The following is a 26,092-nucleotide window of genomic DNA, read 5'->3' as shown; positions in this document are numbered from 1 at the left end:
GCGGAGGTCAGGGGCGGACGGAGGTGGGGAGGCGGTCGTTCTCCTCCTCGTACACGTTGAACCGGTACCCGACGTTGCGTACGGTGCCGATCAGCGACTCCAGGTCGCCCAGCTTGGCCCGCAGGCGTCGCACGTGCACGTCGACCGTCCTGGTGCCGCCGAAGTAGTCGTACCCCCACACCTCGCTGAGCAGCTGCTCGCGCGTGAAGACGCGCGACGGGTGCGTCGCGAAGAAGCGGAGCAGCTCGAACTCCTTGAAGGTGAGGTCGAGCTGGCGGCCGTGGGCCTTCGCCGAGTAGCTGGCCTCGTCGATCGTGATGCCGGAGGCCTGGATCTTCGACTGCGAGTGCTCCTGCGTCTGGCGGCCGATCGCGAGACGGATGCGCGCATCCAGCTCGGCCGGGCCCGCGGAGTCGAGAACGACGTCGCTGACGCCCCAGTCGGCGCTGACCGCCGTGAGGCCGCCCTCGGTGAGCACGAGGACCAGCGGGACGGTGACCCCGGTCGTCGTCAGGATCTTGCAGAGCGACTTCGCGCTCGCCAGGTCGCGCCGCGCATCCACGAAGATGAGGTCGCAGCTCGGGGCGTTGACGAGCGAGGCGGGCTCTGCCGGGATCTGGCGCACCCGGTGGCTGAGCAGCGCGAGCGACGGCAGCACCTCGGCACCCGGACCGGCGGCGTCGCCGACCGAGGAGGTCGCCCCTGGAGTGCGGGGCGCGGTGGTGCTCGGCGCAGAGGTCAGGATCAGAAGCTGCGCCACACATTCCTCCTCACCCGCCGGGAAACCGTGCCGTAATGCTACCGGAAACAGCCGCCCGCCCCGTCCGGCAGCCGCTGGGGCCCCGCGCCGGGGCAGAATGGGAGCGTGAGCGACGAGACCCCGGACACCCCTCCGATGCACGCGATGGGTCCGGCTGCCGCGGCCGGCCCCGTGCAGCCGCCGCTGCCGCGGTGGGCGACGCTGACGAGCATCGGGTCGGTCTGGGTGGTCTCCCTGGTGCTCGGCATCCTCATCGGCACGGTCGCGCATCCGTCGGAGTACGCCTCGTGGCTGTCGCTCGCGCTCGGCGTCTCGGTGCTGCTGGGGTTCGTCGCGCAGCTGGCGACGCAGCAGAAGGACGGCTTCATCGACCGCCTCGCGGTGACCTTCGCCGGCAGCTTCGCGATCCTCGGACTCTTCGGCGGCATCCTGGCCCTGGTGTCGGCGGGTGCTGGGTAGACTGGCACCATGCTGGTCGCTCTCGAACTCTTCTTCATCGGCCTTCTGGGCCTGGCCACTCTCGCCATCCTCGGCGTCTCGGGCCTCGTGGTCTACAACCTGTTCCGCGGTCAGCGCTGAGCCTGAGGCCGACGTCATGATCGAGATCCCCACCGATCTCCCCGCCGAGCTGGTCCCCCTCTCCTGGCTGATCGGCGTCTGGGAGGGCACGGGCGTGCTCGACTACGCCGCCGGCGAGGAGCACACGCAGCTGGAGTTCGGCCAGCGCGTCAGCTTCAGCCACGACGGGCTGGGCTACCTCAACTACTCGGCGACCTCGTGGGTGCTCGACGAGGAGAACACGCCGCTCGCGGCCGAGACCGGCTACTGGCGGCTGCGCCGCAAGCTCATCGAGGGCGACGCCGGTCCGGCGATGCTGCCCGGCGTCGGCGCCCGTCCGTTCGGCACCGCGCAGTCCGTCGAAGCGCTGCGTAACTCGCACGGCGCCTTCGACATCGACGTGTCGATCATCCATCCCGACGGCGTGAGCGAGCTCTACGTCGGGCAGGTGGCCGGCCCGCGCATCGACCTGGCGACCGACGCAGTGCTGCGCACGGCCGGGGCGAAGGAGTACACGGCGGCCACCCGCCTCTACGGTCTGGTGGACGGCCACCTGCTGTGGGCGTGGGACATCGCCGCCCTGGGCCAGGAGCTGCGCACGCACGCCTCCGCCCGGCTCGCCAAGGTCGACTGAGAGGCGCCGCCGATGTCCGACCACCCGGAGCCCGAACAGCGCTCGCCCTTCCTCGACCTGCCCGGCGCGGTCGACACCGACGGCACGGGCGTTCCCGCGCACTACGGCAGCCCGCTCTCCGAGCAGCGCGCGCTGGCCGAACGCGGCGCGATCGTCGACCTGTCCGACCGCGCGGTGCTGACCATCCAGGGCCCCGACCGGCTCAGCTGGCTGAACTCCCTCACGAGCCAGGCGCTCACCGGGCTGCGGCCGGGGGAGTCGTCGGAGACCCTGCTGCTGGATGTGACGGGTCGCGTCGAGCACGCCGTCCGCCTGGCCGACGACGGCGAGACGCTCTGGCTGCTCGTCGACCGTCCGGAGGCGGAGGGCCTTCTCGGCTGGCTCGACTCGATGCGGTTCATGCTGCGCGTCGAGCTCGCCGACCGCACCGCGGAGCTCGCTACGATCGGCACCCTCGGCGACCCTCCGCTGCCGCTCGCCGCGCCGAACGGCGTCCCGCTGGTGTGGCACGATCCCTGGCGCGCGGTGACCCCGGGCGGCCACCAGTACGCCCACGGCGAGCATCCCGGAGCGGGATGGTCGTGGAGCGAGCGTCTCGTCCCGCGCGACGCGCTGCCCTCTCTCGTCGCCCGGGTCCGCTCGGGCGAGCTCTCCGCCGCAGGGACGCTGGCGGCCGACGCCCTGCGGATCGCCGCGTGGCGCCCGCGGTTCTCGACCGAGGTCGACGAGCGCACCATCCCGCACGAGCTTGACTGGCTGCGCACGGCCGTGCACCTGAGCAAGGGCTGCTATCGCGGCCAGGAGACCGTGGCGAAGGTGCACAACCTCGGCCACCCGCCGCGCCGGCTGGTCATGCTGCACCTGGACGGATCGGAGGGCGTGCTCCCCGAATCCGGAGCCGTCGTCTCCGCCGGAGACCGCGAGGTCGGCGCCGTGACGTCGTCGGCGGTGCACTACGAGCTCGGGCCGATCGCCCTCGCCGTGGTGAAGCGTTCGACCGACCCCGACGCGACGCTGACCGTTGCGGCGGACGGCGTGCAGGTCGCGGCCGGACAGGAGATCGTGGTGCCGCCGGAGGCCGGCTCGGCCGCGCAGGTGCCGCGCATCCCGCGCCTGGGCGCCGTCACGCGGACGCCGCGCTCCTAGAGCCCAGCGTCCCTGGCGCTTTCGTCCCGTCGTCTCGCCGTCCCGCCGTCTCGCTGGGCCGCTGGGCCGCTGGAGAGCGCTGTCCTCCGCGGTCGCTTGGCGACCGAGTTAGGTTAAGCTAACCTAACCTTCGTGACTGCGACCGCCGGCCTCCTCGCCTCCGACGTGACCATCGCCTACGACGGTGTCGACGTCGTCCACGGCGCCGACCTCCTGCTCCCGCGGGGACGCGTGACCGCCCTCATCGGACCGAACGGCAGCGGCAAGTCGACGCTGCTGCGCGCCATCGCCCGGTTGAAGGATGCGCGCAGCGGGTCGGTGCTGCTGCCGGCCCAGGCCGCCGCCGGCGTCACCGGCGACACCGACGAGGCGGACGCCATGATCGACGCCATCGCCCTCTCCCGCCCGGAGTTCGCCCGCCGCGTCACCCTGCTCGCCCAGAGCCGTCCGACGCCTGCCGGCCTCAGCGTCCGCGAGGTCGTCGGATTCGGACGCCACCCGTACCGCCGGCGCTTCCGCTCCACCGACCCCGACGGCCGCGCCGCCGTGGATCGGGCGCTCGAGCTCACCGGCGTCGCGCCGTTCGCCGACCGCGGCGTCGAGTCGCTCTCCGGCGGCCAGCTGCAGCGCGTGTGGCTCGCCTGCTGCCTCGCCCAGGAGACGGATGTTCTGCTGCTGGACGAGCCGACGACGTACCTCGACCTGCGCTACCAGGTGGAGATCCTCGACCTGGTCCGCGAGCTGGCCGACCTCCACGGCGTCACGGTCGGTCTCGTGCTGCACGATCTCGACCAGGCGGCGGCCGTCTCCGACCGCGTCGTGCTCCTCCGCGAGGGCCGCGTCGTCGCCGCCGGCTCCGCCGCCGAGGTGTACGACCCCGCTCTCCTCACCGACGTCTACGGCATCCGTATCGAGGTCGAGACCGATCCGATCTCCGGCGCCCCGCGAACGCGGGCCGTCGGCGCCCACCACCTCCGAACCGAAAGGACCCGATGAACATCCGACGTCACCTGCCCGTGGCCGCCCTGGCGGTCGCCGCCGTGATCGCGCTGAGCGGCTGCGGCACGACCGAAGCCGCCAGCGGCGAGACGAACAGCGGCGCCGCCCTGACGATCACCGACGCCCGCGGCGAGAAGGTCCGCCTCGACGGGCCCGCCAAGAAGGTCGTCGGCACCGAGTGGAACGTGGTGGAGATGCTGCTCACGCTCGGCGTCGAGCCGGTGGGGGCCGCGGATGTCAAGGGCTACAGCGCCTGGGACACCGCGGAGAAGCTGCCGAAGGGCGTGAAGGACATCGGGACGCGCGGCGAGCCGAGCGTCGACACGGTCGCCGCGCTGAAGCCGGACCTGGTGGTGGCGACCACCGACCTCTCCGACTCGGCCATCGACCAGCTGGAGCGTGTGGCGCCGGTCCTGGTCGTCCGCTCCGCGGACGCCTCCCGGCAGCTGGAGCAGCTGACCGACAACGTCGACCTGATCGCCGAGGCGACCGGGACGGAGGCTCGCGCGAAGACGGAGCTGGCGTCGTTCGACACCGCCCTCGCCGACGGCAAGCAGAAGCTCGCCGACGCCGGACTCGCCGGCGCGAAGGTCGCCTTCGCCGATGGATGGGTCCAGGGCAACAGTGTCTCGGTCCGGCCGTACGCGGCCGGCTCGCTGATCTCCGACGTCAACGAGAAGCTCGGCCTGACCAATCCGTGGACCCTCAAGGGCGACGAGGCGTACGGCCTCGCCGCGACCGACGTCGAAGGCCTGACCTCGCTCGGCGACGTGCAGTTCACCTACATCGCGAACGACGTCGACGGCAGCGACCCGTTCCTGGGCGCCCTCACGGACAACGCCGTGTGGACGTCGCTCCCGTTCGTGAAGTCAGGGCAGGTGCACCGGCTGCCCGACGGCATCTGGATGTTCGGAGGCCCCGCGTCGATGACGCAGTACGTCGCGGCCCTGGTCGACGCCCTCACGACGTGAGCGGGGCCGTCGCCGTCCGCCGCCGGGCCGGCGGGCGGCTCGCGCTGCTCGCCTGCGCGGCCGCGGTCGCGGTGGTGGCGCTCTCGCTCATCCACCTCTCGCAGGGCACGGCAGTGCTCGGGCCCGACGTCCTGTGGCGCGCCCTGACGGGTGCGGGCTCCGGGCAGGCCGACGCGGTGCTCGCCGCCTCCCGGATGCCGCGGCTGGTCGCCGGCCTCGTCGTCGGCGCCGTCCTGGGCGCGGCGGGAGCCGCCCTGCAGTCGGTCTCGCGGAATCCACTGGCCGCGCCGGACACCCTGGCGGTGAACGCCGGCGCCTACCTGGCCGTCGTGGCCGTCGCCGCGTTCGGCGTCTCCCTGCCCGTGCTGCCGGCCGGGGCGGTCGCCTTCTGCGGCGGTCTGATCGCGGCTGTCGTCGTCCTCGGGCTGTCGCGCGGAGGGGCCGGGCCCGTGCGGCTGGTGCTGGCCGGCTCCGCGCTGACGCTCGCCCTGAGCGGGGTCAGCGGGATGCTGCTGCTCTTCTACGCGCAGGAGACGACCGGCCTCTTCGCCTGGGGCAACGGGTCGCTCGTCCAGACCGGGATGGAGGGCGTCGTGCAGCTCCTTCCGCTCGCCGTCGTCGCCTTCGCCGGGCTGCTGGTGCTCGGTCGCCGGCTCGACATCCTCGCGCTCGGGGACGACGGCGCGGTCTCGGTCGGGGTGAACCCGCGCACAACCCGGGCCGCCGTCGTCGTCCTGGCCGTCCTGCTCTCGGCGGTGGCGGTGACCATCGCGGGCCCTGTCGCGTTCGTCGGGCTGTGCGCGCCCGCGATCGTGCGGCTGCTCGCCCCCCGCGTGCCCGGGCTGGCGCGCCATCGGGCGTTCCTTCCGGCCTCGGCGGTGGCGGGGATGCTCGTCGTCCTCATCGCCGACGTGCTGCTCCGCGCGGTGTTCGGCGGGCAGGCCGGGGTCGCGGTGCCCACAGGGATCGTGACCACCGTCTTCGGAGCGGGAGTGCTCGTCTTCCTCGCCTACCGATCGCGGGATTCGTCCTCGAACACCGCCACGAACGCCGCCGTGCGGCTGCGCAGCAGACAAGCCTTCGTCATCACGCTCGTCGTCTGCTGTCTGGCCCTCGTCGCCGCCGTGATCGCCGCCGTCCTGCTGGGGGATGCGCGCCTCCTGCTCGGCGACGTGTGGAACGGCATCACCGGCCGCGCCGGACGGGTGGTGTCGTTCGTGCTCGACACGCGCCTCCCACGGGTCGCCGCCGCGCTGCTGGCCGGCGCCGCGCTGGCGCTCGCCGGCACGATCGTGCAGGCCGTCTCGCGCAACCCGCTCGCCGAGCCCGCCATCCTCGGCGTCGTCGGGGGAGCGGGGGTCGGGGCGATCGCCGTCATCACGGCTGTGCCGCTGGCGAGCTTCTGGCTCGTCGGCGGGGCCGCCTTCGCCGGTGCTGCCGCGGCGGCCCTGCTGGTGTTCGGCCTCGCCGCGCGCCGGGGGCTGGAGCAGAACCGCCTCATCCTGATCGGCATCGGGGTCTCCTCCGGGGCGACGGCCCTGACCAGCCTGTTCATCGTGCTGACCGATCCGTTCAACGGCGCGAAGGCGCTGGTCTGGCTTTCCGGCTCGACCTACGGGCGCACGTTCCCGCAGGTCCTCCCGGTGCTGGTGGTGCTCCTCGTCGCCGTTCCCCTGCTCGCCGCGGCCACCCGCGAACTCGACATCGTCGGCCTCGACCCGGACACCCCGCGTGTGCTCGGCGTGCGGCTCGGCCGGACACGGCTCGCTCTGCTCGCCATCGCGGTCGCGCTGACCGCCGCGGCGGTGGCGGCCGTCGGCGTCATCGCCTTCGTCGGCCTGGTCGCGCCGCATGCGGCCCGGTCGCTGGTGGGGCAGCGGCACACCCGCGTGCTCCCCGTCGCCGCGCTGCTCGGAGCGATCCTCGTCAGCGTGGCCGACACGGTCGGGCGGACGCTGATCGCCCCCGCCCAGATCCCGGTCGGGCTCGTCACGGCCGTGATCGGCGCGCCGTACTTCCTGTGGCTGCTGTGGAGGTCCCGGGCGGAGGCGTGAGCGAGCCGGTGCGGGGAGGTGCCGGCCGGTCGCGGCCGCTGCGGGCTCAGGGGTTCGGCGCCACCGCATCCCACGCCACGGTCAGCTCGCCCAGCCGCCAGCGCGAGCGGCCGCCGGTCACCGGCCAGCCGGCGTCGCGCATCCCCTGGGCGACCGCGATCCAGCGCTGACTCGGGCCGTAGGCGGCGAGCGGCGAGTGGATGCGCCACAGCCGGTCGAGCTCCGCCAGGTAGTCGTGCACGCGCTCGCCCGGCACATTGCGGTGGATGAGCGCCTTCGGCAGCCGCTCTGCGACGATCGACGGGGCGTCGAGATCGCGCAGCCGCAGCGACACGGTCAGCGTGCGGGCGCCCTCCGGGCCGAGCTCCACCCAGCTCGAGATGCGTCCGATCTCGTCGCACGTGCCCTCGACCAGAATGCCGGCCGGCTGCAGGCGCTCGCGCATCCGATCCCAGGCCCCGGCGACATCCGCCTCGCGGTACTGCCGCAGCACATTGAACGCCCGGATCACGGCGGCCTTCCGCCCGGCGGGCAGCGGAACCTCGAACCCGCCGAGGGCGAACCGGATGCGCGCGTCGGTCGCGAAGCCCGTGCGGCCGTCGCGCACCGCCGCCAGCTGCTCGTTCGCCGTCCGCACCCGGCCTGGCTCGATCTCCAGCCCGACCACCTCGACGTCCTGGCGCACCCGGGCCAGCCGCTGCTGAAGCTCCAGGGCGGTGACCCCGCTCGCACCGTAGCCGAGGTCGACGACCACCGGGTCCGCGGTGCGGCGCAGCGCCGGCTGCGCGGCGATCCAGCGGTCGACCCGGCGCAGCCGGTTCGTGTTGGTCGTGCCGCGGGTGACCGTGCCGACCGCACCGGAAGCCATGCTTCCATCCTGCCAGCGGACCGGTCCCCGCGGCGCTCGCGGCCATCCGCGACGCGATAGATTGGGGGCATGGCCGCTCCCTACACCCTGATCCTCCTGCGCCACGGCAGCAGCGAGTGGAACGAGAAGAACCTGTTCACCGGCTGGGTCGACGTGCGTCTCAGCGAGACCGGCGTCGCCGAGGCGAAGCGGGCGGGCGAACTGCTCCGCGACTCCGGGCTCACGCCGGACGTGCTGCACACGTCCGTGCTGACGCGGGCGATCCAGACCGCGAACTACGCGCTGGATGTCGCCGACCGCCTCTGGATCCCGGTTCAGCGCTCCTGGCGCCTCAACGAGCGCCACTACGGCGCGCTGCAGGGCCTCGACAAGGCGGAGACGCTGGAGAAGTACGGCCCGGAGCAGTTCCAGCTGTGGCGCCGCTCGTTCGACGTTCCGCCGCCGCCCCTGCCGGACGACAGCGAGTTCTCGCAGGTCGGCGACCCGCGCTACGCCGGCCTCGGCGACGACCTCCCGCGGACGGAATGCCTGAAGGACGTCATCGCCCGCATGCTGCCGTACTGGGAGTCCGACATCACGCGTGATCTCGCCGACGGCAAGACGGTGCTCGTCACCGCCCACGGCAACTCGCTGCGCGCCCTGGTGAAGCACCTCGACGGCATCTCCGACGAGGACATCGCCGGCCTGAACATCCCGACCGGTATCCCGCTGGTCTACAAGCTCGGCGAGGACTTCACTCCGCTCGAGCCGTCGTACTACCTCGACCCGGAGGCCGCCGCCGCCGGTGCCGCCGCGGTCGCCGCGCAGGGCAAGAAGTAGTCCCGCACACCCTCCGTCGAGTACGCAAAAACTGCACGCGACATGCCGTGTCGACGTGCAGTTTTTGCGTACTCGACGGGGGTCGCCGAGGTGGTGAGGTCAGGAGGCGAGCTCGGGAGCCCAGTCGCCAGTGGCGAGGTACTGCACCTTCTTCGCGATCGAGACCGCGTGGTCCGCGAAGCGCTCGTGGTAGCGGGAGGCGAGGGTCGCGTCGACCGTGTCGACCGCCTGTCCCTTCCACGTCTCACCGAGCACCTTGTCGAACACGCTGATGTGCAGCTCGTCGATGTCGTCGTCGTCATTGCGGATCTCGTCGGCGAGCCGGATGTCCTGCGAGCGGAGCAGCTCGGCCAGCTTCTGCGCGATCTGCACGTCGAGGCGGCCCATCTCGGCGAACGTCGAGCGCAGGCTCTTCGGAACCACCTTGTCCGGGAACCGGTACCGCGCGAGCTGCGCGATGTGCTCGGCCATGTCGCCCATCCGCTCGAGCGAGGCGCTGATCCGCAGCGCGCTCACGACGATGCGGAGGTCGCGCGCGACCGGCTGCTGCCGGGCGAGGATCTGGATGGAGAGCTCGTCGAGCAGAACCGTCAGCTCGTCGATGCGGTGGTCGTTCGCGATGACGTCCTCGGCGAGCGTCACATCGGATTCGTTGAACGCAGCCGTCGCATTCTGGATGGAGCGGACGACCAGCTCGGCGATCTCGACGAGGCGGTCCTGAACTTCCGCCAGCTCCTGCTGGAAGACTTCGCGCATGGGGTGTGGTCCTTCCTGGCGTGCGCGGGCACGCGGGATGTCGGGGCCTTCTGACCCCGTATTGCATGTTCGCCGCGGCAGGTTAACAAACGGTGCCGCGCGGCTGAACACTGTCTAACGTACCCGCGAAAACACGCGGCCGGTGGCGGTATCCGTCCATGCGCGTGCATCGGCATCACCTACGCTTGGGGCCATGGACTCCACCTGGTTGGTGCTGCTGTCGCTGGGCCTGGGGCTCGCCGTCGGCGCCGGTTTCGTGTGGATCCTGCACATCGCAGCCCGACGCGGTCACCACGCCGCCGAGGTGGTGAACCCGGCGGTGCCCGACGGCGTCGACCAGGTGCTGGACGCGCTCGAGTCGGCCGGAGTCGTGCTCGACCCGTCCAACAACGTTATCAAGGCGTCGCCCGGCGCCCACGCCATCGGCCTGGTCTGGAACGGCGCGCTCGTGCATCCGCACCTCGTCGACCTCGTCGACCGGGTCAGACGGAGCGGCGAGTCGCTCACCGAGGAGTGCGAGCTCTCGCGCGGACCGTTCGGCGACGCCGGCATCCACCTGAGCGTCCGGGTCGCCCGCCTCGGCTCGCGCTACATCCTGCTCCTCGCCGAGGACCGCACGGAGTCGTACCGGCTGGATGCGGTGCGCCGGGACTTCGTGGCCAACATCAGCCACGAGCTCAAGACGCCCATCGGAGCCGTCAGCCTGCTCGCCGAGGCGCTCGACGGGGCATCCGACGACCCCGAGCAGGTGCGCCGGTTCGCCATGCGGCTCTCGGAGGAGGCGCAGCGGCTCGCCCGCATCACCCAGGACATCATCGAGCTGAGCCGGCTGCAGGCGACGGACGCGCTCGGCAATGCGACCGAGCTGTCCGCCAGCAAGGTCGTCAAAGCCGCCATCGACCAGAACCGCGTGGCCGCCGAGACCCGCAACATCGAGATCGCCATGCGCGGCGACAAGGAGGCCCAGGTCATCGGCAACGAGAACCTGCTCGTCACGGCCGTCCACAACCTGATCTCGAACGCGATCCAGTACTCGCCGGACGACTCCCGCATCGGGATCGGCGTGCGCAGCACGGGAGGGGTGGTCGAGATCGCGGTGACCGACCAGGGAGAGGGAATCCCCGAGGAGGACCTCGACCGCGTCTTCGAGCGCTTCTTCCGCGTCGACCAGGCGCGGTCGCGCAACACCGGCGGCACCGGCCTCGGCCTCTCGATCGTCAAGCACGCCGTCCAGAATCACGGCGGCGAAGTGCGCGTCTGGTCGCAGCCGGGCCGCGGCTCCACGTTCACGATCCGGCTGCCCGAGGCATCCAGTGTCCGACCCCCGATAGGAGACAACCAGTGACATCCATCCTGCTCGTCGAGGACGAGGCCTCGCTCAGCGAGCCGCTCGCGTACCTGCTGAAGCGGGAGGGCTACGAGGTGGAGATCGCGGAGGACGGCCCCTCCGCGCTGGCCGCGTTCGACCGCGACGGCGCCGACCTCATCCTGCTCGACCTCATGCTCCCCGGCATCCCGGGCACCGAGGTGTGCCGCGAGATCCGCACCCGGTCCAACGTCCCGATCATCATGCTGACCGCCAAGGACTCCGAGGTGGACATCGTGGTGGGGCTGGAGCTGGGCGCCGACGACTACGTCACGAAGCCGTACTCGTCGCGCGAGCTGCTCGCGCGCATCCGTGCCGTGCTCCGTCGCCGGGTCGACGAGGAGCAGCAGCAGGACGACGGCGTGCTGGAGGCCGGCACCGTGCGCATGGATGTCGACCGCCACACCGTCGCCGTCAACGGCGCCGAGATCTCCATGCCGCTGAAGGAATTCGAGCTGCTGGAGCTGCTGCTCCGGAATGCCGGACGCGTGCTCACGCGCGGCCAGCTGATCGACCGGGTGTGGGGGAGCGACTACTTCGGCGACACCAAGACGCTCGACGTGCACATCAAGCGCATCCGGTCGCGCATCGAGGAGAGCCCCTCGGAGCCGCGGATGCTGGTGACCGTGCGCGGGCTGGGGTACCGCTTCAACGCCTGAGGGCCACCGACGAGAGAAGCCGCCCTGCGCGATGCGCGGGGCGGCTTCTGCTGTCCGGGACGCCGGGCGGTGGTTACCGCGCGGCCGGAAGAATCGTCGGCGGCACGAGGCTGGAGTACTCGGGCAGCTGGCCGTCGAGCACCGGCACCTTGAGGTTGACGCCGGTCTCGTCGCCGTACTGGAAGTAGACGGGGAAGAGCGCGCCCGGCTTCGTCGTGAACTCGGGGATCAGCACGTTGCTCGGGCCGCCGTTCTCCGGGTCCTGGCCGAGCTGCTTGACCTGGCCGGGCTGGACGGTGACGTACGCCGCGCTGGAGCTCTGGTCTCCTGCGCTGATGGCGACGCGGTGGCTCTTGGTGTCCGTGTTCACGAGGGTCACCACGAGGTTGCCGACCGTGCCGTTCTTCGCGTCGGTGACGATGATCGCGTTGCGGACGTCGATCGAGCCGACGTTCCCGCTCACGCCATCGCTCGCGTCGTAGTGCTTGGTGGTGGCCTGTGGGGCGATGAAACCGCATCCCGCGGTGCCGAACGCGACGGCCAGGGCGAGGGCGACGGACGCCGCGACTCGAGCTTTCACTGAATGACCCTCCCGGTGATTTTCCCCTGCAACTCTATCCCATGAGGAGGGGTCTTCCCGGCCGTCGGGAGGCGTGAGGGCGAACCTTAGCATGTGCCTCGTGTGGTATCCTATTCATTGCTGAAGGGACAACAAATCTATGCTTTTCGAGGTTGGCGAGACCGTCGTCTATCCGCACCACGGTGCCGCAACGATCACCGAAGTCAAGAAGAGAATCATCAAGGGTGAAGAGAAGCTGTACCTCAAGCTCAACGTGACGCAGGGCGACCTCACCATCGAGGTCCCCGCCGAGAACGTCGATCTGGTCGGTGTGCGCGACGTCATCGGCCGCGAGGGTCTCGACCGCGTCTTCGAGGTGCTGCGCGCTCCGTTCACCGAGGAGCCGACCAACTGGTCCCGTCGCTACAAGGCCAACCTGGAGAAGCTCGCCTCCGGCGATGTCATCAAGGTCTCCGAGGTCGTCCGCGACCTGTGGCGTCGCGATCAGGACCGCGGCCTCTCCGCCGGCGAGAAGCGCATGCTCGCCAAGGCCCGCCAGATCCTGATCTCCGAGCTCGCGCTCGCCGAGAAGACCGACGACGAGAAGGCGTCCAGCCTGCTCGACGAGGTGCTGGCCTCCTAGGCGCTCCTGACGAATTCGAAGGCCCCGTCGCTCCGTGCGGCGGGGCCTTCGTCGTGTCCGGAGGGCGGGCCGCCGGGTACGCTCGACGGGTGGACAGCATCCCCGGACCGCGCGTCGCGGTCGTCGTCGTCGCAGCAGGATCGGGCACGCGCCTGGGCGCGGAACTCCCCAAGGCCTTCGTGCCGTTGCGTGGGCTCACCCTGCTGGAGCGGTCGCTCCATGCCGTCCGCGGCATGCGGCACGTCGCCGACCCGATTGTGGTCGCTCCGGCGGACCGGGTGGAGGAGGCCGGAGTCCTTGCGGCGGCGGTGATGGGCCGCACGGTCGCCGTGGTCGCTGGCGGTGCGACCCGGCAGGCGTCGGTCGCCGAAGGGCTGGTCGTGGTGGATGCGGACGCCGACATCGTCCTCGTGCACGACGCGGCGCGGGCACTCGCTCCCTCCGCGCTGTTCGACGCCGTCGTGGATGCGGTGGTCGAGCGCGGATACGGGGTCGTCCCCGGTCTGCCGGTGAGCGACACCGTGAAGCGCATCGGCGGCGACGGTCAGGTCCACGAGACCGTCGACCGGTCGGCGCTGTCGGCGGTGCAGACGCCGCAGGGCTTCCCACGCGAGCAGCTGCTCACGGCGTACGCGCTCGCCGAGAGCGACGAGACGGACGACGCCGGCCTCGTGGCCGCCGCCGGCTTCCGGGTGGATGTGGTTCCGGGCGACGCGCACGCCTTCAAGGTGACGACGCCGTGGGACCTCCGGCGGGCCGAGGAGCTGCTCGCGGGCTCGGTGACCCCGAGGGTGGGAACGGGGAGCGACACGCATGCCTTCGACCCGACGGCGGAGCTGTGGCTCGCCGGGCTGCACTGGCCGGGGGAGCCGGGACTCGCGGGTCATAGCGACGGCGACGCTGTCGCCCACGCGATCGTGGACGCGCTGCTGTCCGCCGCCGGTCTCGGCGACATCGGCGGGGTGTTCGGGACGGGCGATCCTCGGTTCTCCGGTGCCCACGGCGACGTGTTCCTCGCAGAGGCGCGGCGGCTGGTGGAGGGAGCCGGCTTCCGGATCGGCAATGTGGCGGTGCAGCTGGTCGGCAACCGGCCGAAGTTCGCTCCGCGGCGGCAGGAGGCGCAGGACCGGCTGTCCGCGATCCTCGGGGCGCCGGTGTCGGTCGGGGCCACCACGACCGACGGCCTCGGCTTCGCCGGACGCGGCGAGGGCGTCACCGCGCAGGCGACGGCGCTGCTGCTGGGCTGAATCCGTCCACAGCCCGCGGTGAGGCGCTGTTTTCCCCAACTCGGTCACGGCGGAGCGGCGGCCGCGGTGCGGCCCGTAGGCTTATGCCGTGACTCTTCGGCTCTACGACACCAAGGCGGGCGCTCTGCGCGACTTCGTCCCGTTGCGGGACGGCGAGGTCGGTATGTACGTGTGCGGGCCCACCGTGCAGTCGTCGCCGCACATCGGGCACCTGCGATCGGCCCTCGTCTACGACCAGCTCCGGCGGTGGCTCAGCTACCGCGGGCTCGACGTCACCCTGGTGCGCAACGTCACCGACATCGACGACAAGATCCTGGTCAACGCCGCGGCCGGGCAGGCCGAGGGCGGCAGCGAGGAGTGGTGGGCGCTCGCCTACCGCTTCGAGCTGGAGTTCACGGACTCCTACCGTGCTATCGGCGTCCAGCCGCCCACGTACGAGCCGCGGGCGACCGCCAGCATCCCGCAGATGCAGGAGCTCATCCAGCGCCTGATCGACGCCGGCCACGCCTATGCGGCGGCCGACGGCTCGGGCGACGTGTACTTCGACGTGAAGAGCTGGCCGTCGTACGGCGAGCTCACCCGGCAGAGCATCGACAACATGGAGGCGGCGGCCGACGCCGATCCGCGAGCGAAGCGCGACCCCCGCGACTTCGCCCTCTGGAAGGGCCGCAAAGAGGACGAGCCGCCGTCGGCGGCCTTCCCGTCGCCGTGGGGCGACGGCCGTCCCGGCTGGCACATCGAGTGCTCGGCCATGTCGCGCCGCTATCTGGGGCCGCAGTTCGACATCCACGGCGGCGGCCTCGACCTGCGCTTCCCGCACCACGAGAACGAGCTCGCGCAGTCCACGGCAGCGGGGGACGCGTTCGCGAACTACTGGGTACACAACGGCCTCGTGAACGTCAACGGTCAGAAGATGAGCAAGTCGCTCGGCAACTCGGTCTACGCGGCCGATCTGCTGGGCGCCGCCCGCCCGCTGGTGGTGCGCTACTACCTCGGGTCGGCGCACTACCGATCGACGATCGACTTTCACGACGGCTCGCTGAGCGAGGCCGAGGCGGCGCTCGACCGCATCGCCGGCTTCTTCGAGCGGGTCGAGCGGCGGCTGTCCGGCACGCGGTTCGCCGGGCACGGCGTCGAGATCGTTCCGGAGGCCTTCGCGGAGGCGATGGACGACGACCTCGCCGTGCCGCAAGCGCTCGCCGTGCTGCACGACACCGTGCGTTCAGGCAACGCGGCGCTCGATGCGGAAGACTTGGAGGCGGCGGCCACCGCGCGCGGGCATGTCCTCGCGATGACGGAGGTGCTCGGCATCAACCCGCTGTCGCCGCAGTGGCGCACCGGCGGCTCGTCGGTCGCCGAGTCGGCGCTCGGCGAGCTCATCGAGCGGCTTCTCGCCGACCGGCAGGCGGCACGGGCCGCACGCGACTTCGCCGCAGCCGATCGCATCCGCGACGAGCTGGCGGCGGCAGGAATCACCATCGAAGACACCCCGACGGGGTCGCATTGGAGCATCGGATCATGAAGAACTCGGGTGGAAAGCCCCGCGCCGGGGCGGTGCGCAAGAGCAAGAAGGGCGCCCAGGTCGGCACCGGCGGCCACGGCCGCAAGGCGCTGGAGGGCCGCGGCCCGACGCCGAAGGCGGAGGACCGCGACTATCACCCCGCCGGCAAGGCCAAGGCGCTGCGCGAGCGCGCGGCGGCGAAGGCCGCGCGGAGCGGGCGCGACACCGCGCCGCGCGGCGCCTCCGGCGCGTCGCGCCGGGCCAAGAGCGGAGACGAGAGCGAGATCGTCACCGGCCGCAACTCGGTGCTCGAGGCCCTGCGCGCCGACATCCCGGCCTCGACCCTGTACGTCGCGGCCCGGGTGGAGTTCGACGACCGGATGAAGGAGATCCTGTCGATCGCGACAGGCCGGGGCATCCCGATCCTCGAGGTGATGCGGCCCGAGCTCGATCGGCTCGCCGGGCGCGACGCGGTCCACCAGGGCGTCGCCCTGAAGGTACCGCCCTACGAGTACGCCCACCCCGGCGAGCTGCTCGACCGGACTCTGCGCTCATCCGAGACCCCGCTGTTCGTCGCGCTCGACGGCATCACCGACCCGCGCAACCTGGGTGCGATCATCCGGTCGACGGCGGCATTCGGCGGGCAGGGCGTGATCGTGCCGCAGCGCCGGTCGGTCGGCATGACGGCGGCGGCGTGGAAGACGTCGGCGGGCGCGGCGGCGCGTACGCCCGTCGCGATGGCGCCCAACCTGACGCAGACCCTCAAAGACTTCAAGAAGGCCGGCGTCTTCGTGCTCGGCCTCGACGGCGGCGGCGACGTCAGCCTTCCCGGTCTGTCGTTCGCCGACCGGCCGGTGGTGATCGTCGTCGGCAGCGAGGGCAAGGGACTGTCGCGCCTGGTGACCGAGACCTGCGACGCGGTCGTCTCGATCCCCATCAGCGCGGCGACCGAGTCGCTCAACGCGGGAATCGCGGCGAGCGTCACGCTCTACGAGATCGCCAAGCTGCGAGCCGAGGCGCGCGCGGCGAAGTAGCCGGGGACGGGCCCGGCGTCAGACCTTCGAGCGCCAGTCGTCTTCGTCTTCGTCGTCCGCCGCGGCCCCGTTGCCCAGCACCGGGATGCTGATGGTCTCGGTCGGCGGGGCGATCACGGTCGCCTCGTCCCGCCGATGGCGCAGGATGTCGTTGATGTAGGAGGTCAGCGCCTCCGCCAGGGGAACATCGCGTCCCTCCTTCTGCGACATGAACCAGCGGTGCTCGAGCAGCTGGTGGAAGACCTCCGCCGGCTCCAGCTTGCCCTTGAGGTCGGCGGGGATCGAGCGGACGACGGGCTCGAAGACGCGCATGAGCCACTCGTGGGCCATCGCCTCCTCGTCCAGCCCCTCCTTGCCGAGGGTCGCCGCGTACGAGTCCAGGTCGTTCAGCAGGCGACGAGCCTGGTTCTCTCCGGTGTCGAGGCCGGTGAGGCGCAGCAGGCGGCGCTGGTGGTGACCCGCATCCACGACCTTCGGCTGGATGCGCACCTTCGTGCCCTCCTCCGAGGTCTTGATCGCCAGCTCCTCGATGTCGAAGCCCAGCTCGTTCAGACGCTCGACGCGCTCGCTGATGCGCCACCGCTCCGACGACGAGAACGACTCGCTGCCCGTCAGCTCCTTCCAGAGCTTGCGGTAGGCCGCCACGATCCCGTCGGAGAGGCTGATCGGGTCGAGCTCCTCATCCACCCGGCCGCCGGCCTCCAGGTCCATCAGCTCGCCGGCGATGTTGACGCGCGCGATCTCGAGATCGTTCTCGCGCTGGCCGTTCGAGAGCCCGCCCTCGTACAGCTGACCGGTCTCCGCATCCACCAGGTAGGCGGCGAAAGCGCCCGCGTCGCGACGGAACAGGGTGTTCGATAGCGACACGTCGCCCCAGAAGAAGCCGACGATGTGCAGGCGCACCAGCAGGACGGCCAGGGCGTCGACCAGGCGGGTCGCGGTGTCCGGCCGCAGCGTCTGCGAGAACAGCGCCCGGTAGGGGAGCGAGAACTTCAGGTGCCGGGTGACCAGGGCCGCGTTCAGGGGCGTGCCGTTGTCGTCGGTCCGGTTCTTGATCACCGCGACGGGATCGACGCAGGGCACGTCGAGGCGCTGCAGCGTCCGCAGCATGTCGTACTCGCGCTGCGCCATCTCCGCCGTCGTCTCCTTGATGGCGATGACGTAGCCGGAGAGATTCGCGAACCGCACCAGGTGACGGCTGATGCCCTTCGGAAGCACCGCGATGTGCTCGTTCGACCACTCGTCGAGCGGCACGTTCCACGGGAGGTCGAGAAGCGCCGGGTCGACGGTCGCTGCGGTGATGTTGACGGATCCGGCCACGGTGGTCCTCCGGTCGGTGGTGGGGCGGTGTTGTCTGGCGCAAAGCACTCTGCCGCAGCCCGATCCGGACTGCGGCAGAGTGAGGAATCGCTTCTTGGACCTTAGTCGACGACAGCTCCGCCGAGGCGCTCGCCCGACTCCGCGTTGAACACGTGGACGTGGCCCGGCTTCGGGGTGATGAACACCGTGTCGCCCGCGTTCGGGTGGACACGGCCGTCGACGCGGCCGACGATGTCGGTGCGCTTGCCGTCGACCTCGGAGTGGCCGTACAGGTAGCCGTCCGCGCCGAGCTCCTCGACGAGGTCGACCGTGACCTTCAGGCCGCTGCCCTCGGTGTTCGACACGACGACGTCCTCCGGGCGGACACCGATGGTGACCGACTGGCCGGCGCCGGCGAGCGTGTCGCGCTCGACCGGCACGACGGCCGAGCCGAACTTCACGCCGCCATCGGTGACTTCGGCGCTGAACAGGTTCATGGCCGGGCTGCCGATGAAGCCGGCGACGAAGACGTTGTTCGGCTGCGCGTACAGGTCGCGCGGGGTGCCGACCTGCTGGAGGACGCCGTCCTTGAGCACCGCGATGCGGTCGCCCATGGTCAGAGCCTCGGTCTGGTCGTGCGTGACGTAGACGGTGGTGACGCCGAGACGGCGGGTCAGCGACGCGATCTGCGTACGGGTCTGGACGCGGAGCTTGGCGTCGAGGTTCGACAGCGGCTCGTCCATGAGGAACACCTGGGGCGAACGAACGATCGCGCGGCCCATGGCGACGCGCTGACGCTGACCACCCGAGAGGGCCTTCGGCTTGCGGCCGAGGTACGGCTCGAGGTCGAGCAGCTTGGCGGCCTCGAGAACGCGCTGGGCGCGCTCCTCCTTGCCGACACCGGCGATCTTGAGCGCGAAGCCCATGTTCTCGGCGACGGTCATGTGCGGGTACAGCGCGTAGTTCTGGAACACCATCGCGATGTCGCGGTCCTTCGGCGGCACGTCGGTGACGTTGCGCTCGCCGATGAAGATGTTGCCGTCGTTGACCTCTTCGAGGCCCGCGAGCATGCGGAGGGACGTGGACTTGCCGCAACCGGAGGGACCGACGAGAACGAGGAACTCCCCGTCTGCGATCTCCAGGTCCAGTGCGTCCACGGCGGGGCGGGTCGATCCCGGGTAGAGCCGGGTCGCCTTGTCGTAGGTGACTGTCGCCATTTTCTTCTGTGTCTCCTTCACCGGCAGGTACGTGCCGGACGATCCGTTGTGAATGGATGAACGTGGCGTCGACGTCCGATGGGCGTCGATGCCACGTGGCCATAATATGGCATCGGCGGACATGCTCACGACCGGAGCCCCACCCGGACGTGCGGATACCCGCCGGGAGCGCCCGGAGCCGTGCGCTTCCGCTGTACCCGCGCGTCCAGCCCCCGTCTGGTCGATTCCCAGACTGGCGGTTTACGCTTTCCCGGTTGTGTGCGCCGGCGGTGCACCATCCGCTGCGTCCCCCCGCGCGGCCCGTTCGACCCGAGAGCAGTATCCGGAAGATATGAGCCCTATGACCGATCCCGACGACAGTCGCAACAGCGATGTCCGCGCGGCTGCGCGCGAGAAGGCACGACAGCTCCGCACGACGCAGCAGCGCAAGGACCGCAGGAACCGACTGCTGCTGTCCGGCGGAATCGTCGTGGGAGTCCTCGCCGTCGTGGCCATCGTCGCCGTCGTGATCGTGAGCGCCATCCGCCCCACCGTCCCCGGTCCGAAGAACATGGCCAGTGACGGCGTCGTCGTCGGATCGGGCCTGAAGGTCAAGTCGACCACAGCGCTGGCAGCGGATGCGAAGCCGGTCGCCAGTTCGCCGGACCCGGCGGGCAGCACGGTCGACATCCGCATCTACGCCGACTACCTGTGCAAGCTGTGCGGCGACTTCCAGCGCACCAACCTGAAGCAGCTGGAGCCGCTCGTGAAGAACGGCGCGGTGACGGTCGAGATGCATCCCGTCGCGATCTACACCAGCCACTCCGCGGGCACCAAGTATTCCCTGCGTGCGGCCAATGCGGCCGCCTGCGTCGCCAACTACGACCCCAATGCGTTCTGGAAGTTCAATGCGGCGCTCTTCGAGAAGCAGCCGGCGGAGGGCGGCCCCGGACTGAGCGACGATGTGCTGAAGAAGCGGGTGGATGCGGCCGGTGCGACCCGGACGAGCCAGATCGACTCCTGCATCGACGAAGGACGCTTCAAGACGTGGGTGACATCGGCCAGCGACCGTGCTCTGAGCGGGCCCATCCCGAACTCGGACGTCAAGAAGATGACGAACGCCCTCCTGGTGCTCGTGAACGGGAAGCCGTATACCGGGTCGCTGACGAGCGCGGAGGACTTCAAGGCGTTCGTGCTGCAGGCGCAGGGCGACGAGTACTCGTCGACCGGCACTCCGACGCCCACCCCGTCCCCCTGATCCGGCGCCAGCGCCCGCTGCCCTAGGATGGGCTCGGCGGGTGACCGCCGCCGCCGGCTTAGCTCAGTTGGTAGAGCACTCGCCTTGTAAGCGAGCGGTCGCGGGTTCGAGTCCCGCAGCCGGCTCCGTCGCCTCAGGTGCTCCGGGGCGTCCCGCCCTCACGGGCGCGCTCGGGGCGCGGAGAGCGCACCACGTGCGTGGCCGCCAGAAGCAGCCGGTCGAGCGCGTCGGTCGGCGTGGTGTCGTAGCGGACCGCCACATCCCAGACGCGCTCGTAGACCGCCTCGCTGACGGCGAGCGACCGCGGGTCTCTGCGCTCCCACGACGGCTGGTGCACCGGCAGCCGGAGAAGACGCTCCCGCAGCAGGAACGCGACGTTGTCGGCGGGCGCGATGCCCCGCCGGCCGTCGCGGATCGACATCACGAGTTCGCCGATCGTCGTCGCGTGCCGGACCTGCGCGATGGTCATGCCCGCGAACCGGGCGAACTCGGCCACCGTCAACAGATCGGGAAGCTTGGCCGCGTACTCCTCCGCGATGGCTCCGCGGAGCTGGATCCTCGCCGCCTCGCGCCGTGCGATGCGACCGGACGCGTGGTCCGCTGTGGTGTTGTCGGCCATTCTGTTTCCCCCGTCCGTGGGCGTCTCGACGTTGCCGTCCTACCCATAAGGGACGAGGTGTGGCGCGCGGGCATGACGCGGCGCCCAGAACCCGCTCAGCATGCCGCGGCGGCCGGGGGAGTGTCAGGCCGTCCCACCCGCGTCGGTGCGCCGCCGCAGCTCCTCCTCGAGCCGCTTGATGCGCTGGTCGCGCTCGGCCTCCGCGATCTCGCGTTCGAGGGCTGCGAGCTGCGCCTCCGTGCTGCTCGGAGCGCTGTCGTCCCTGGTGGATGCAGCGGCGGGCTCCGTGCGGACGGCGGGCATCCGCAGGGTGCGCGGCCGCGCGGAGGACGGTCCGTACTCGCGGCCGATCGCGAACCACAGGACGCTGCCGATCAGCGGAAGCAGGATGACGATGAACACCCACGCCAGCTTCGGCAGGTGCCGCACCTGGTCGCTCGGTCGCAGGATGATGTCCACCAGAGCGAACACGAACAGCGTCATGACGAGCAGCGGGATGACGAGCATGCCGCCGAGTCTAGAGGGAGCCGTCACCCGAACGTCAGGACCTGCTCGCCCCACCCGGCCCGCAGGCCCTCATCGAGGTCGGGCACCACTCGGTCGTCCGCACCGATGACGAGCGTCGCCCGGCGCCGCGACTCGTACGCCGGCCAGTCCGCGCCGGGCCCCCGGCCGTGCGCGAACTCCGTCCAGCGGCCGCGCATCCGCTCGGACACCCGCTCGGCGACCCCGCGACCCCCGAGCAGGAACGACGGGTCGCGCGGGAGGGCGTCGAACTCGCCCCAGACATACGGGAGGTCCGTGGCATGCGCCGCACCGACACCGGTGAGCCGGAGCAGCGGAGGGGCGAAGTCGAACCGGTAGAGGTGGGTGGGCGCGACGGCGCTGTGACCGGCGGCGACCCAGAGCGCCGGCATCCGGAAGGCGATGTCGGTGGCGACGCGGACGCCGCGTGCCGGCCGGCGGCGGCCGTAAGCCGACAGCACCTGCTCGCGCTCCGGGAAGGTCACTCCGGCGCGCTGCTGCTCGGAGCGCATGGCGTCCAGCATCCGGCGGAGGGCGGTCCGCCGGATCGGGAGCAGCGGCGACCGCATGAGGCGGAACAGCGTCGCCTCGTCGTGCGTGCTTCCGACGATCAGCGGGATCGGGTTCCCACGCCCGTCGCTGAGCACGCGGATCGGCGCCTCAGGGAGCAGGTCGTCGCCGACGAGCGGGGCGAAGGCGAGCATCCCGGGGTGGTCCCGCGGGATCGCGGTGTAGACGGCCGCACCCGCATCCACGATCGCCTCGACCGGGACGCGGCGCAGGTCGCCGGCCGCACCCGCCCCCAGGCGCTCGACGAACGCCCGGGCGACTGTGCCCGCGCGCTCCGGTCCGTACATCGAACCGGCCGGAGGGCTCTGGGCGATGGCGTGGTGGAACAGCCCGGTCGCAGCGGGGGAGGCGAGCAGAGCGGTGACCAGTCCGGCGCCGGCACTCTGGCCGAAGACCGTGACCGCATCCGGGTCGCCGCCGAACGCGTGGATGTTCTCGCGCACCCAGCGCAGGGCGAGCAGCACATCCCGCAGGGCGACGTTCGTCTCGGCGTCGTCCACCCCGACGCTGCGGACGTCGAGGAAGCCGAGCGCGCCGAGCCGGTGGTTCAGCGTGACGAGGACGACGTCGCCTCCCGTGACGAGACGGTCGCCGCGGTAGAGGAGCTGGCTGGATGCGCCCATCGCGTACGCGCCGCCCTGCAGCCAGAACATCACCGGGCGCAGACCGCCGGACGGAGGCTCCGCGGACGGCCGGGTGACGGAGAGGAACAGGCAGTCCTCGTCCATCCGGGTCTCGCCCGGAGGTCCGAGCGGCACGGCCGGGTTCGGCCGCTGCGGGGCTGCTGGTCCGAAGGCGACCGCGTCGGCGACGCCGCTCCAGGGTGCGGCGGGGATGGGCGAACGCCAGCGGAGGCGGCCGGTCGGCGGCTCCCCGTAGCGGATGCCGCGCCAGGTGGACACGCGGCCGTCGTCGCGTCCGCGGACAGCGCCCGCGGACGTGACGACGACCGGCCGACCGTTCACGCCCCGGCGGTCTCCTCCCACTGCATGAAGGGACGCAGCTCGAGTTGGCCGTTGCGCGCCATCGGGTGCCGGGAGGCGATCTCGATCGCCTCATCCAGGTCCTCCACCTCGAGGATGTCGAAGCCGCAGATCCACTCCTTGGTCTCGGCGAAGGGCCCGTCGGTCACGTAGCGCTTGCCGTCGCGGACGCGGACGACGCGCGATTCGGACGGAGCCTGCAGCACTTCGCCGATCAGGCGCTTGCCGTTGGCATCCAGCTCGTCCACCCAGACGTCGACATCGGACTCGTCCGACACGGTGTCCCGCTGGGAATCGGTGACCACGAACATCATGTACTTCATCGTTCTTCCTCTCGATCGCGAACGCTTTCATTCCGGACGTCGAACGAGACGGCCCCTGCTCGACATTCTGGCCCGGGAGATGCCGTTCGCGAAGGCGCCTGGAGCAGAAGGCTCAGCGGATCGCCAGGCGGCCGGCGGCGAGGTTAGTGTAGCCTTACCTAAGTCCCGTCCCCCTGCTTCGGAAGGCCGCCGTGACCGTTCTCGCCCCCACCCGCACCGAGCGCCCCCGGCCCGCGTACCGGCCCTACCGGGCAGCCGTCGATCGGATCGAGCGCCTCAGCCCGCACTTCACCCGCGTGAGCTTCCGGTGCGACGACTTCACGCATTTCGGGACGGAGTGTCTGGATCAGCGGATCAAGCTGCTGTTCCCGCTGGCGGACGGTTCCTTCTCCGACCTCGGCATCGACGACGAGGAGGCGCTCGCCGCGGGGGACTGGTACGAGCGCTGGCGCGCCCTGCCCGAGCATCGCCGCAACCCCTTCCGCACCTACACCGTTCGGGCGATCGACACGGACGGCTGCCGGCTCGATGTCGACTTCGTGATGCACGGCGACGGCGGCCCGGCCGCCCGCTGGCTGCTCGGTGCGGCGCCCGGCGACCGGATCGTCGTGATCGGACCGGACGCACGCAGCGAGCACCGCGGCGTCGGCATCGACTGGCGCCCCGGTGAGGCGCGCGAGCTCCTCCTCGTCGGCGACGAGACCGCCGCACCCGCGATCGCCTCCATCCTGGAGTCCCTGCCGGGCGGCTGCCGGGCGCGGGCGTTCGTCGAGGTGCCCTCGGCCGATGACGAGCTCGAGCTCCGCCTTCCCGCCAACGCGTCGGTCAGCTGGCTGCCGCGCGGAGAGGCGGCGACCGGTACGGCACTCCTGCCCGCCGTCCGGCGCTGGCTCGCCGAGAACCCGCACGTGGTCGCTGCGGCGTCGGCCACCGCGTCCCAGCAGCTCGACGAAGTGGATGTGGACCGCGACATCCTCTGGGAGACGCCCGAGGGGACGCATCCCGGCTTCTACGCCTGGATCGCGGGCGAGTCGGCGGCGGTCAAGACGCTGCGCCGCCTGCTCGTGCGCGACCACGGCATCGACCGTTCGCGCGTGGCCTTCATGGGCTACTGGCGCCTCGGCCGCTCCGAGAACTGACCCGCCGCCCGTCGAGTCCGCGGGCGTCGAATCATGCGGGGACTCCCGACGCAGTGGTCGTCAGCACGCTATGCTCGAATCACACCCCCGGATGCTTCGGCTACCGGGTACGGGGCCCTACGGGGCCCCTGTTTCGTTAACGACCCGGGTGCCGGGGGTCCAGGTGGCCGGCCGCCGCAGGACCCCGTGATCCGCAGACCTGATCTCATCGGGCAACTGGCTGGCAAGCAGCGCTCCCCGGCGGATCTGCTTGATGAACACCGGATTGCGTTCCAGCAGCCGGCTGTTCGGGCGCTCGACGGGACTGAGAAGCGCCCAGCGGCCACCCACTTCATCCGTCAGAATGCTGAGCATCGCAGCGAAGTCGGAGTCGTTGGAGAGCAGGACATACAGATCGGCGTCATCCTGGCACGCGTCGAAGATCAGGTACGACGCGAGATTGACGTCGGATCCCTTCTCCTCCGTCTTCCGGACTTTGACTCTGACCATCTCGCCTGCTTCGTCGAACGCGATCGGCACCGCGGGCATGGCCCGGGTATCGTTTCGGAATTGCCCCTCGTGCACCGAGATCCTCGGATTGGTCTGCAGGGCGCGGATGTACGACTGCTGACGGATGGGTGCGCGCGGATCCGTGCCCAGGGCCGGACGGATGAGCGCCGTGAAATAGCGGACACGCTTGATCGAATGCGAGGGGATCAGCGTTCGAGCGAGTGCCTCCAGGTCGAGCCACTTCGCATCGGGATGGTGCTGGAGCTTCTGCCGATAGAGATTGAAGCCGTCGACGTAGACGTTTGCTGTCGGCTGGGCGCTCATCCGGTCGATGCTATCGACGTGCGCGCGGGTCCCGGTGTCGAGTGACCGCTTACTTGTCTTCGCGTTCGACGCCGCGGAAGGTGTCCGGGTAGTCGTCGAGCCAGGACCAGTGACTGACCGGCCAGCTGATGACGAAGGCTTTGCCGACGACGTCGGAGAGCGGCACGAAGCCCTTGCCCGGGTCGTCCATGTGGTAGCGGGAGTCGGCGGAGTTGTAGCGGTTGTCGCCCATCACCCAGACCGAGCCCTCCGGCACCGTCACGTCGAACGACTTCTCGGAGACCGCCTGCACGCCCGCGGGGAGGAGCACGTACGGCTCCTTGAGCGGGACGCCGTTGACGCTCATCTGGCCGAGGGCGTTGCAGCAGCTGATGTGGTCGCCCGGCAGGCCGATGAGGCGCTTGACCAGGTGCTGGTCGGAGTCCGACGCTCCCAGGCCGACGAAGTCGAGGACAGCGCCGACGCCCTGCTGGAACGCGTTGCCGGTCTTCGGCGGCGCCGGCGGCAGCCATCCGCCCGGATCCTTGAATACGACCACATCGCCGCGCTGCAGCCCGAACACCTTGGGCTGGAGCTCGTTGACGATGATGCGGTCGTTGATCTGGAGCGTGTTCTCCATCGACCCCGACGGGATGTAGAAGGAGCGGGCGACGAACGTCTTGATCAGGAACGACACCAGCACCGCGACCACGAAGATGATCACCACATCGCGCAGCAACGTCTTCCAGCTGGACGTGCGCCGGGCGGAACGTCGCGGGCGCGCGGTGGCAGTACTGTCGGTCACAATCTCTCA

The 26,092-nt window shown here is 70.9% G+C and carries 27 protein-coding genes and 1 tRNA gene; 16 read left to right on the top strand and 12 right to left on the bottom strand.

Annotated elements, in window-relative coordinates:
* Nucleotides 1-7: 7 nt before the first annotated feature.
* Entirely contained in the window at nt 8-760 is a 753-nt protein-coding gene (locus BJ963_RS09110; RefSeq protein ID WP_089908911.1) for a response regulator transcription factor, read from the bottom strand.
* A gap of 105 nt (nt 761-865) precedes the next feature.
* Here BJ963_RS09110 and BJ963_RS09105 point away from each other — a divergent pair, with 105 nt between their 5' ends.
* The 6 genes from BJ963_RS09105 to BJ963_RS09080 all read left to right on the top strand — a co-directional run bounded on the left by BJ963_RS09105 (nt 866) and on the right by BJ963_RS09080 (nt 7,122).
* On the top strand, nt 866-1,219 hold the full coding sequence (locus tag BJ963_RS09105) for a hypothetical protein (RefSeq protein WP_179456112.1): 354 nt from the start codon (nt 866-868) through the stop codon (nt 1,217-1,219).
* 136 nt (nt 1,220-1,355) lie between these two features.
* Nucleotides 1,356-1,952: a heme-binding beta-barrel domain-containing protein gene (locus tag BJ963_RS09100; RefSeq protein WP_179456110.1), complete on the top strand. Its 597-nt coding sequence runs from the start codon at nt 1,356-1,358 to the stop codon at nt 1,950-1,952.
* Between the two features lie 12 nt (nt 1,953-1,964).
* Nucleotides 1,965-3,098 (top strand): CAF17-like 4Fe-4S cluster assembly/insertion protein YgfZ, encoded by a 1,134-nt coding sequence (gene ygfZ, locus BJ963_RS09095; protein WP_179456108.1) that lies wholly within the window; start codon nt 1,965-1,967, stop codon nt 3,096-3,098.
* Nucleotides 3,099-3,230: 132 nt separating this feature from the next.
* Nucleotides 3,231-4,094 (top strand): ATP-binding cassette domain-containing protein, encoded by an 864-nt coding sequence (locus BJ963_RS09090; RefSeq protein WP_179456105.1) that lies wholly within the window; start codon nt 3,231-3,233, stop codon nt 4,092-4,094.
* On the top strand, nt 4,091-5,068 hold the full coding sequence (locus BJ963_RS09085) for an ABC transporter substrate-binding protein (protein ID WP_218857049.1): 978 nt from the start codon (nt 4,091-4,093) through the stop codon (nt 5,066-5,068). Before BJ963_RS09090 ends, BJ963_RS09085 begins: the two co-directional genes overlap by 4 nt.
* Nucleotides 5,065-7,122, top strand: a complete 2,058-nt coding sequence (locus tag BJ963_RS09080) for a Fe(3+)-hydroxamate ABC transporter permease FhuB (protein WP_179456103.1) — start codon at nt 5,065-5,067, stop codon at nt 7,120-7,122. The genes BJ963_RS09085 and BJ963_RS09080 overlap by 4 nt, the downstream gene beginning before the upstream one ends.
* 46 nt (nt 7,123-7,168) lie before the next feature.
* Here the strand turns inward: BJ963_RS09080 and BJ963_RS09075 are convergent, their stop codons facing one another.
* Nucleotides 7,169-7,990 carry a class I SAM-dependent methyltransferase gene (locus BJ963_RS09075; RefSeq protein ID WP_089908931.1) on the bottom strand — a complete coding sequence of 274 codons (822 nt, stop codon included), beginning with the start codon at nt 7,988-7,990 and terminating at the stop codon, nt 7,169-7,171.
* Nucleotides 7,991-8,059: 69 nt separating this feature from the next.
* Here BJ963_RS09075 and BJ963_RS09070 point away from each other — a divergent pair, with 69 nt between their 5' ends.
* Nucleotides 8,060-8,809, top strand: coding sequence for a phosphoglyceromutase (locus BJ963_RS09070; RefSeq protein ID WP_089908934.1), 750 nt, complete (start codon nt 8,060-8,062; stop codon nt 8,807-8,809).
* A gap of 99 nt (nt 8,810-8,908) precedes the next feature.
* On the opposite strand, the gene phoU is transcribed toward BJ963_RS09070, so the two are convergent.
* Entirely contained in the window at nt 8,909-9,565 is a 657-nt protein-coding gene (phoU, locus tag BJ963_RS09065; RefSeq protein ID WP_089908937.1) for a phosphate signaling complex protein PhoU, read from the bottom strand.
* A gap of 193 nt (nt 9,566-9,758) precedes the next feature.
* Here phoU and BJ963_RS09060 point away from each other — a divergent pair, with 193 nt between their 5' ends.
* Nucleotides 9,759-10,910 carry a sensor histidine kinase gene (locus BJ963_RS09060; RefSeq protein ID WP_179456101.1) on the top strand — a complete coding sequence of 384 codons (1,152 nt, stop codon included), beginning with the start codon at nt 9,759-9,761 and terminating at the stop codon, nt 10,908-10,910.
* Nucleotides 10,907-11,590: a response regulator gene (locus BJ963_RS09055; protein WP_179456099.1), complete on the top strand. Its 684-nt coding sequence runs from the start codon at nt 10,907-10,909 to the stop codon at nt 11,588-11,590. The genes BJ963_RS09060 and BJ963_RS09055 overlap by 4 nt, the downstream gene beginning before the upstream one ends.
* Nucleotides 11,591-11,663: 73 nt before the next feature.
* Here BJ963_RS09055 and BJ963_RS09050 read toward each other — a convergent pair whose 3' ends face one another.
* Nucleotides 11,664-12,170: a hypothetical protein gene (locus BJ963_RS09050; RefSeq protein ID WP_089908946.1), complete on the bottom strand. Its 507-nt coding sequence runs from the start codon at nt 12,168-12,170 to the stop codon at nt 11,664-11,666.
* Nucleotides 12,171-12,309: 139 nt separating this feature from the next.
* On the opposite strand from BJ963_RS09050, the gene BJ963_RS09045 reads away from it, so the two are divergent.
* The 4 genes from BJ963_RS09045 (at nt 12,310) to rlmB (ending at nt 16,574) form a co-directional block, all read left to right on the top strand.
* Nucleotides 12,310-12,792 carry a CarD family transcriptional regulator gene (locus BJ963_RS09045; RefSeq protein ID WP_018191799.1) on the top strand — a complete coding sequence of 161 codons (483 nt, stop codon included), beginning with the start codon at nt 12,310-12,312 and terminating at the stop codon, nt 12,790-12,792.
* A gap of 89 nt (nt 12,793-12,881) precedes the next feature.
* The gene (gene ispD, locus BJ963_RS09040) at nt 12,882-14,039 is read left to right on the top strand and encodes a 2-C-methyl-D-erythritol 4-phosphate cytidylyltransferase (RefSeq protein ID WP_179456097.1); all 1,158 of its coding nucleotides are present in this window, start codon (nt 12,882-12,884) and stop codon (nt 14,037-14,039) included.
* Between the two features lie 88 nt (nt 14,040-14,127).
* Nucleotides 14,128-15,561, top strand: a complete 1,434-nt coding sequence (gene cysS, locus BJ963_RS09035) for a cysteine--tRNA ligase (RefSeq protein ID WP_179456095.1) — start codon at nt 14,128-14,130, stop codon at nt 15,559-15,561.
* The gene (rlmB, locus tag BJ963_RS09030; protein WP_179456093.1) at nt 15,558-16,574 is read left to right on the top strand and encodes a 23S rRNA (guanosine(2251)-2'-O)-methyltransferase RlmB; all 1,017 of its coding nucleotides are present in this window, start codon (nt 15,558-15,560) and stop codon (nt 16,572-16,574) included. The genes cysS and rlmB overlap by 4 nt, the downstream gene beginning before the upstream one ends.
* An 18-nt stretch (nt 16,575-16,592) precedes the next feature.
* Here rlmB and BJ963_RS09025 read toward each other — a convergent pair whose 3' ends face one another.
* Both BJ963_RS09025 and BJ963_RS09020 read right to left on the bottom strand, forming a co-directional pair.
* Entirely contained in the window at nt 16,593-17,894 is a 1,302-nt protein-coding gene (locus BJ963_RS09025; RefSeq protein WP_089908960.1) for a DUF4032 domain-containing protein, read from the bottom strand.
* 101 nt (nt 17,895-17,995) lie between these two features.
* Complete coding sequence (locus BJ963_RS09020; protein ID WP_179456091.1) at nt 17,996-19,090, bottom strand: ABC transporter ATP-binding protein; 1,095 nt, start codon at nt 19,088-19,090, stop codon at nt 17,996-17,998.
* Between the two features lie 340 nt (nt 19,091-19,430).
* Here BJ963_RS09020 and BJ963_RS09015 point away from each other — a divergent pair, with 340 nt between their 5' ends.
* Both BJ963_RS09015 and BJ963_RS09010 read left to right on the top strand, forming a co-directional pair.
* Nucleotides 19,431-20,327 carry a DsbA family protein gene (locus BJ963_RS09015; protein WP_179456089.1) on the top strand — a complete coding sequence of 299 codons (897 nt, stop codon included), beginning with the start codon at nt 19,431-19,433 and terminating at the stop codon, nt 20,325-20,327.
* Between the two features lie 52 nt (nt 20,328-20,379).
* Nucleotides 20,380-20,452: transfer RNA gene (locus BJ963_RS09010), tRNA-Thr, on the top strand.
* An 8-nt stretch (nt 20,453-20,460) separates the two neighbouring features.
* Here the strand turns inward: BJ963_RS09010 and BJ963_RS09005 are convergent.
* The 4 genes from BJ963_RS09005 to BJ963_RS08990 form a co-directional block, all read right to left on the bottom strand.
* Complete coding sequence (locus tag BJ963_RS09005) at nt 20,461-20,946, bottom strand: hypothetical protein (protein WP_246298018.1); 486 nt, start codon at nt 20,944-20,946, stop codon at nt 20,461-20,463.
* Between the two features lie 123 nt (nt 20,947-21,069).
* Nucleotides 21,070-21,453, bottom strand: coding sequence for a PLD nuclease N-terminal domain-containing protein (locus BJ963_RS09000; protein WP_089908967.1), 384 nt, complete (start codon nt 21,451-21,453; stop codon nt 21,070-21,072).
* Nucleotides 21,454-21,476: 23 nt separating this feature from the next.
* Nucleotides 21,477-23,006, bottom strand: coding sequence for a carboxylesterase family protein (locus BJ963_RS08995; RefSeq protein ID WP_179456087.1), 1,530 nt, complete (start codon nt 23,004-23,006; stop codon nt 21,477-21,479).
* Entirely contained in the window at nt 23,003-23,347 is a 345-nt protein-coding gene (locus tag BJ963_RS08990) for a YciI family protein (RefSeq protein ID WP_089908973.1), read from the bottom strand. The genes BJ963_RS08995 and BJ963_RS08990 overlap by 4 nt, the downstream gene beginning before the upstream one ends.
* A gap of 191 nt (nt 23,348-23,538) precedes the next feature.
* On the opposite strand from BJ963_RS08990, the gene BJ963_RS08985 reads away from it, so the two are divergent.
* Complete coding sequence (locus BJ963_RS08985; protein ID WP_179456085.1) at nt 23,539-24,486, top strand: SIP domain-containing protein; 948 nt, start codon at nt 23,539-23,541, stop codon at nt 24,484-24,486.
* Nucleotides 24,487-24,603: 117 nt separating this feature from the next.
* Here the strand turns inward: BJ963_RS08985 and BJ963_RS08980 are convergent, their stop codons facing one another.
* Both BJ963_RS08980 and lepB read right to left on the bottom strand, forming a co-directional pair.
* On the bottom strand, nt 24,604-25,299 hold the full coding sequence (locus tag BJ963_RS08980) for an NYN domain-containing protein (protein ID WP_179456083.1): 696 nt from the start codon (nt 25,297-25,299) through the stop codon (nt 24,604-24,606).
* 49 nt (nt 25,300-25,348) lie between these two features.
* Nucleotides 25,349-26,083: a signal peptidase I gene (gene lepB, locus BJ963_RS08975; protein ID WP_231947057.1), complete on the bottom strand. Its 735-nt coding sequence runs from the start codon at nt 26,081-26,083 to the stop codon at nt 25,349-25,351.
* Nucleotides 26,084-26,092: the final 9 nt, after the last annotated feature.

Source organism: Leifsonia soli (genome assembly GCF_013408745.1).
GTDB classification, from domain to species: Bacteria; Actinomycetota; Actinomycetes; order Actinomycetales; family Microbacteriaceae; genus Leifsonia; species Leifsonia soli.
This window is presented reverse-complemented; position numbering and strand designations above follow the sequence as displayed.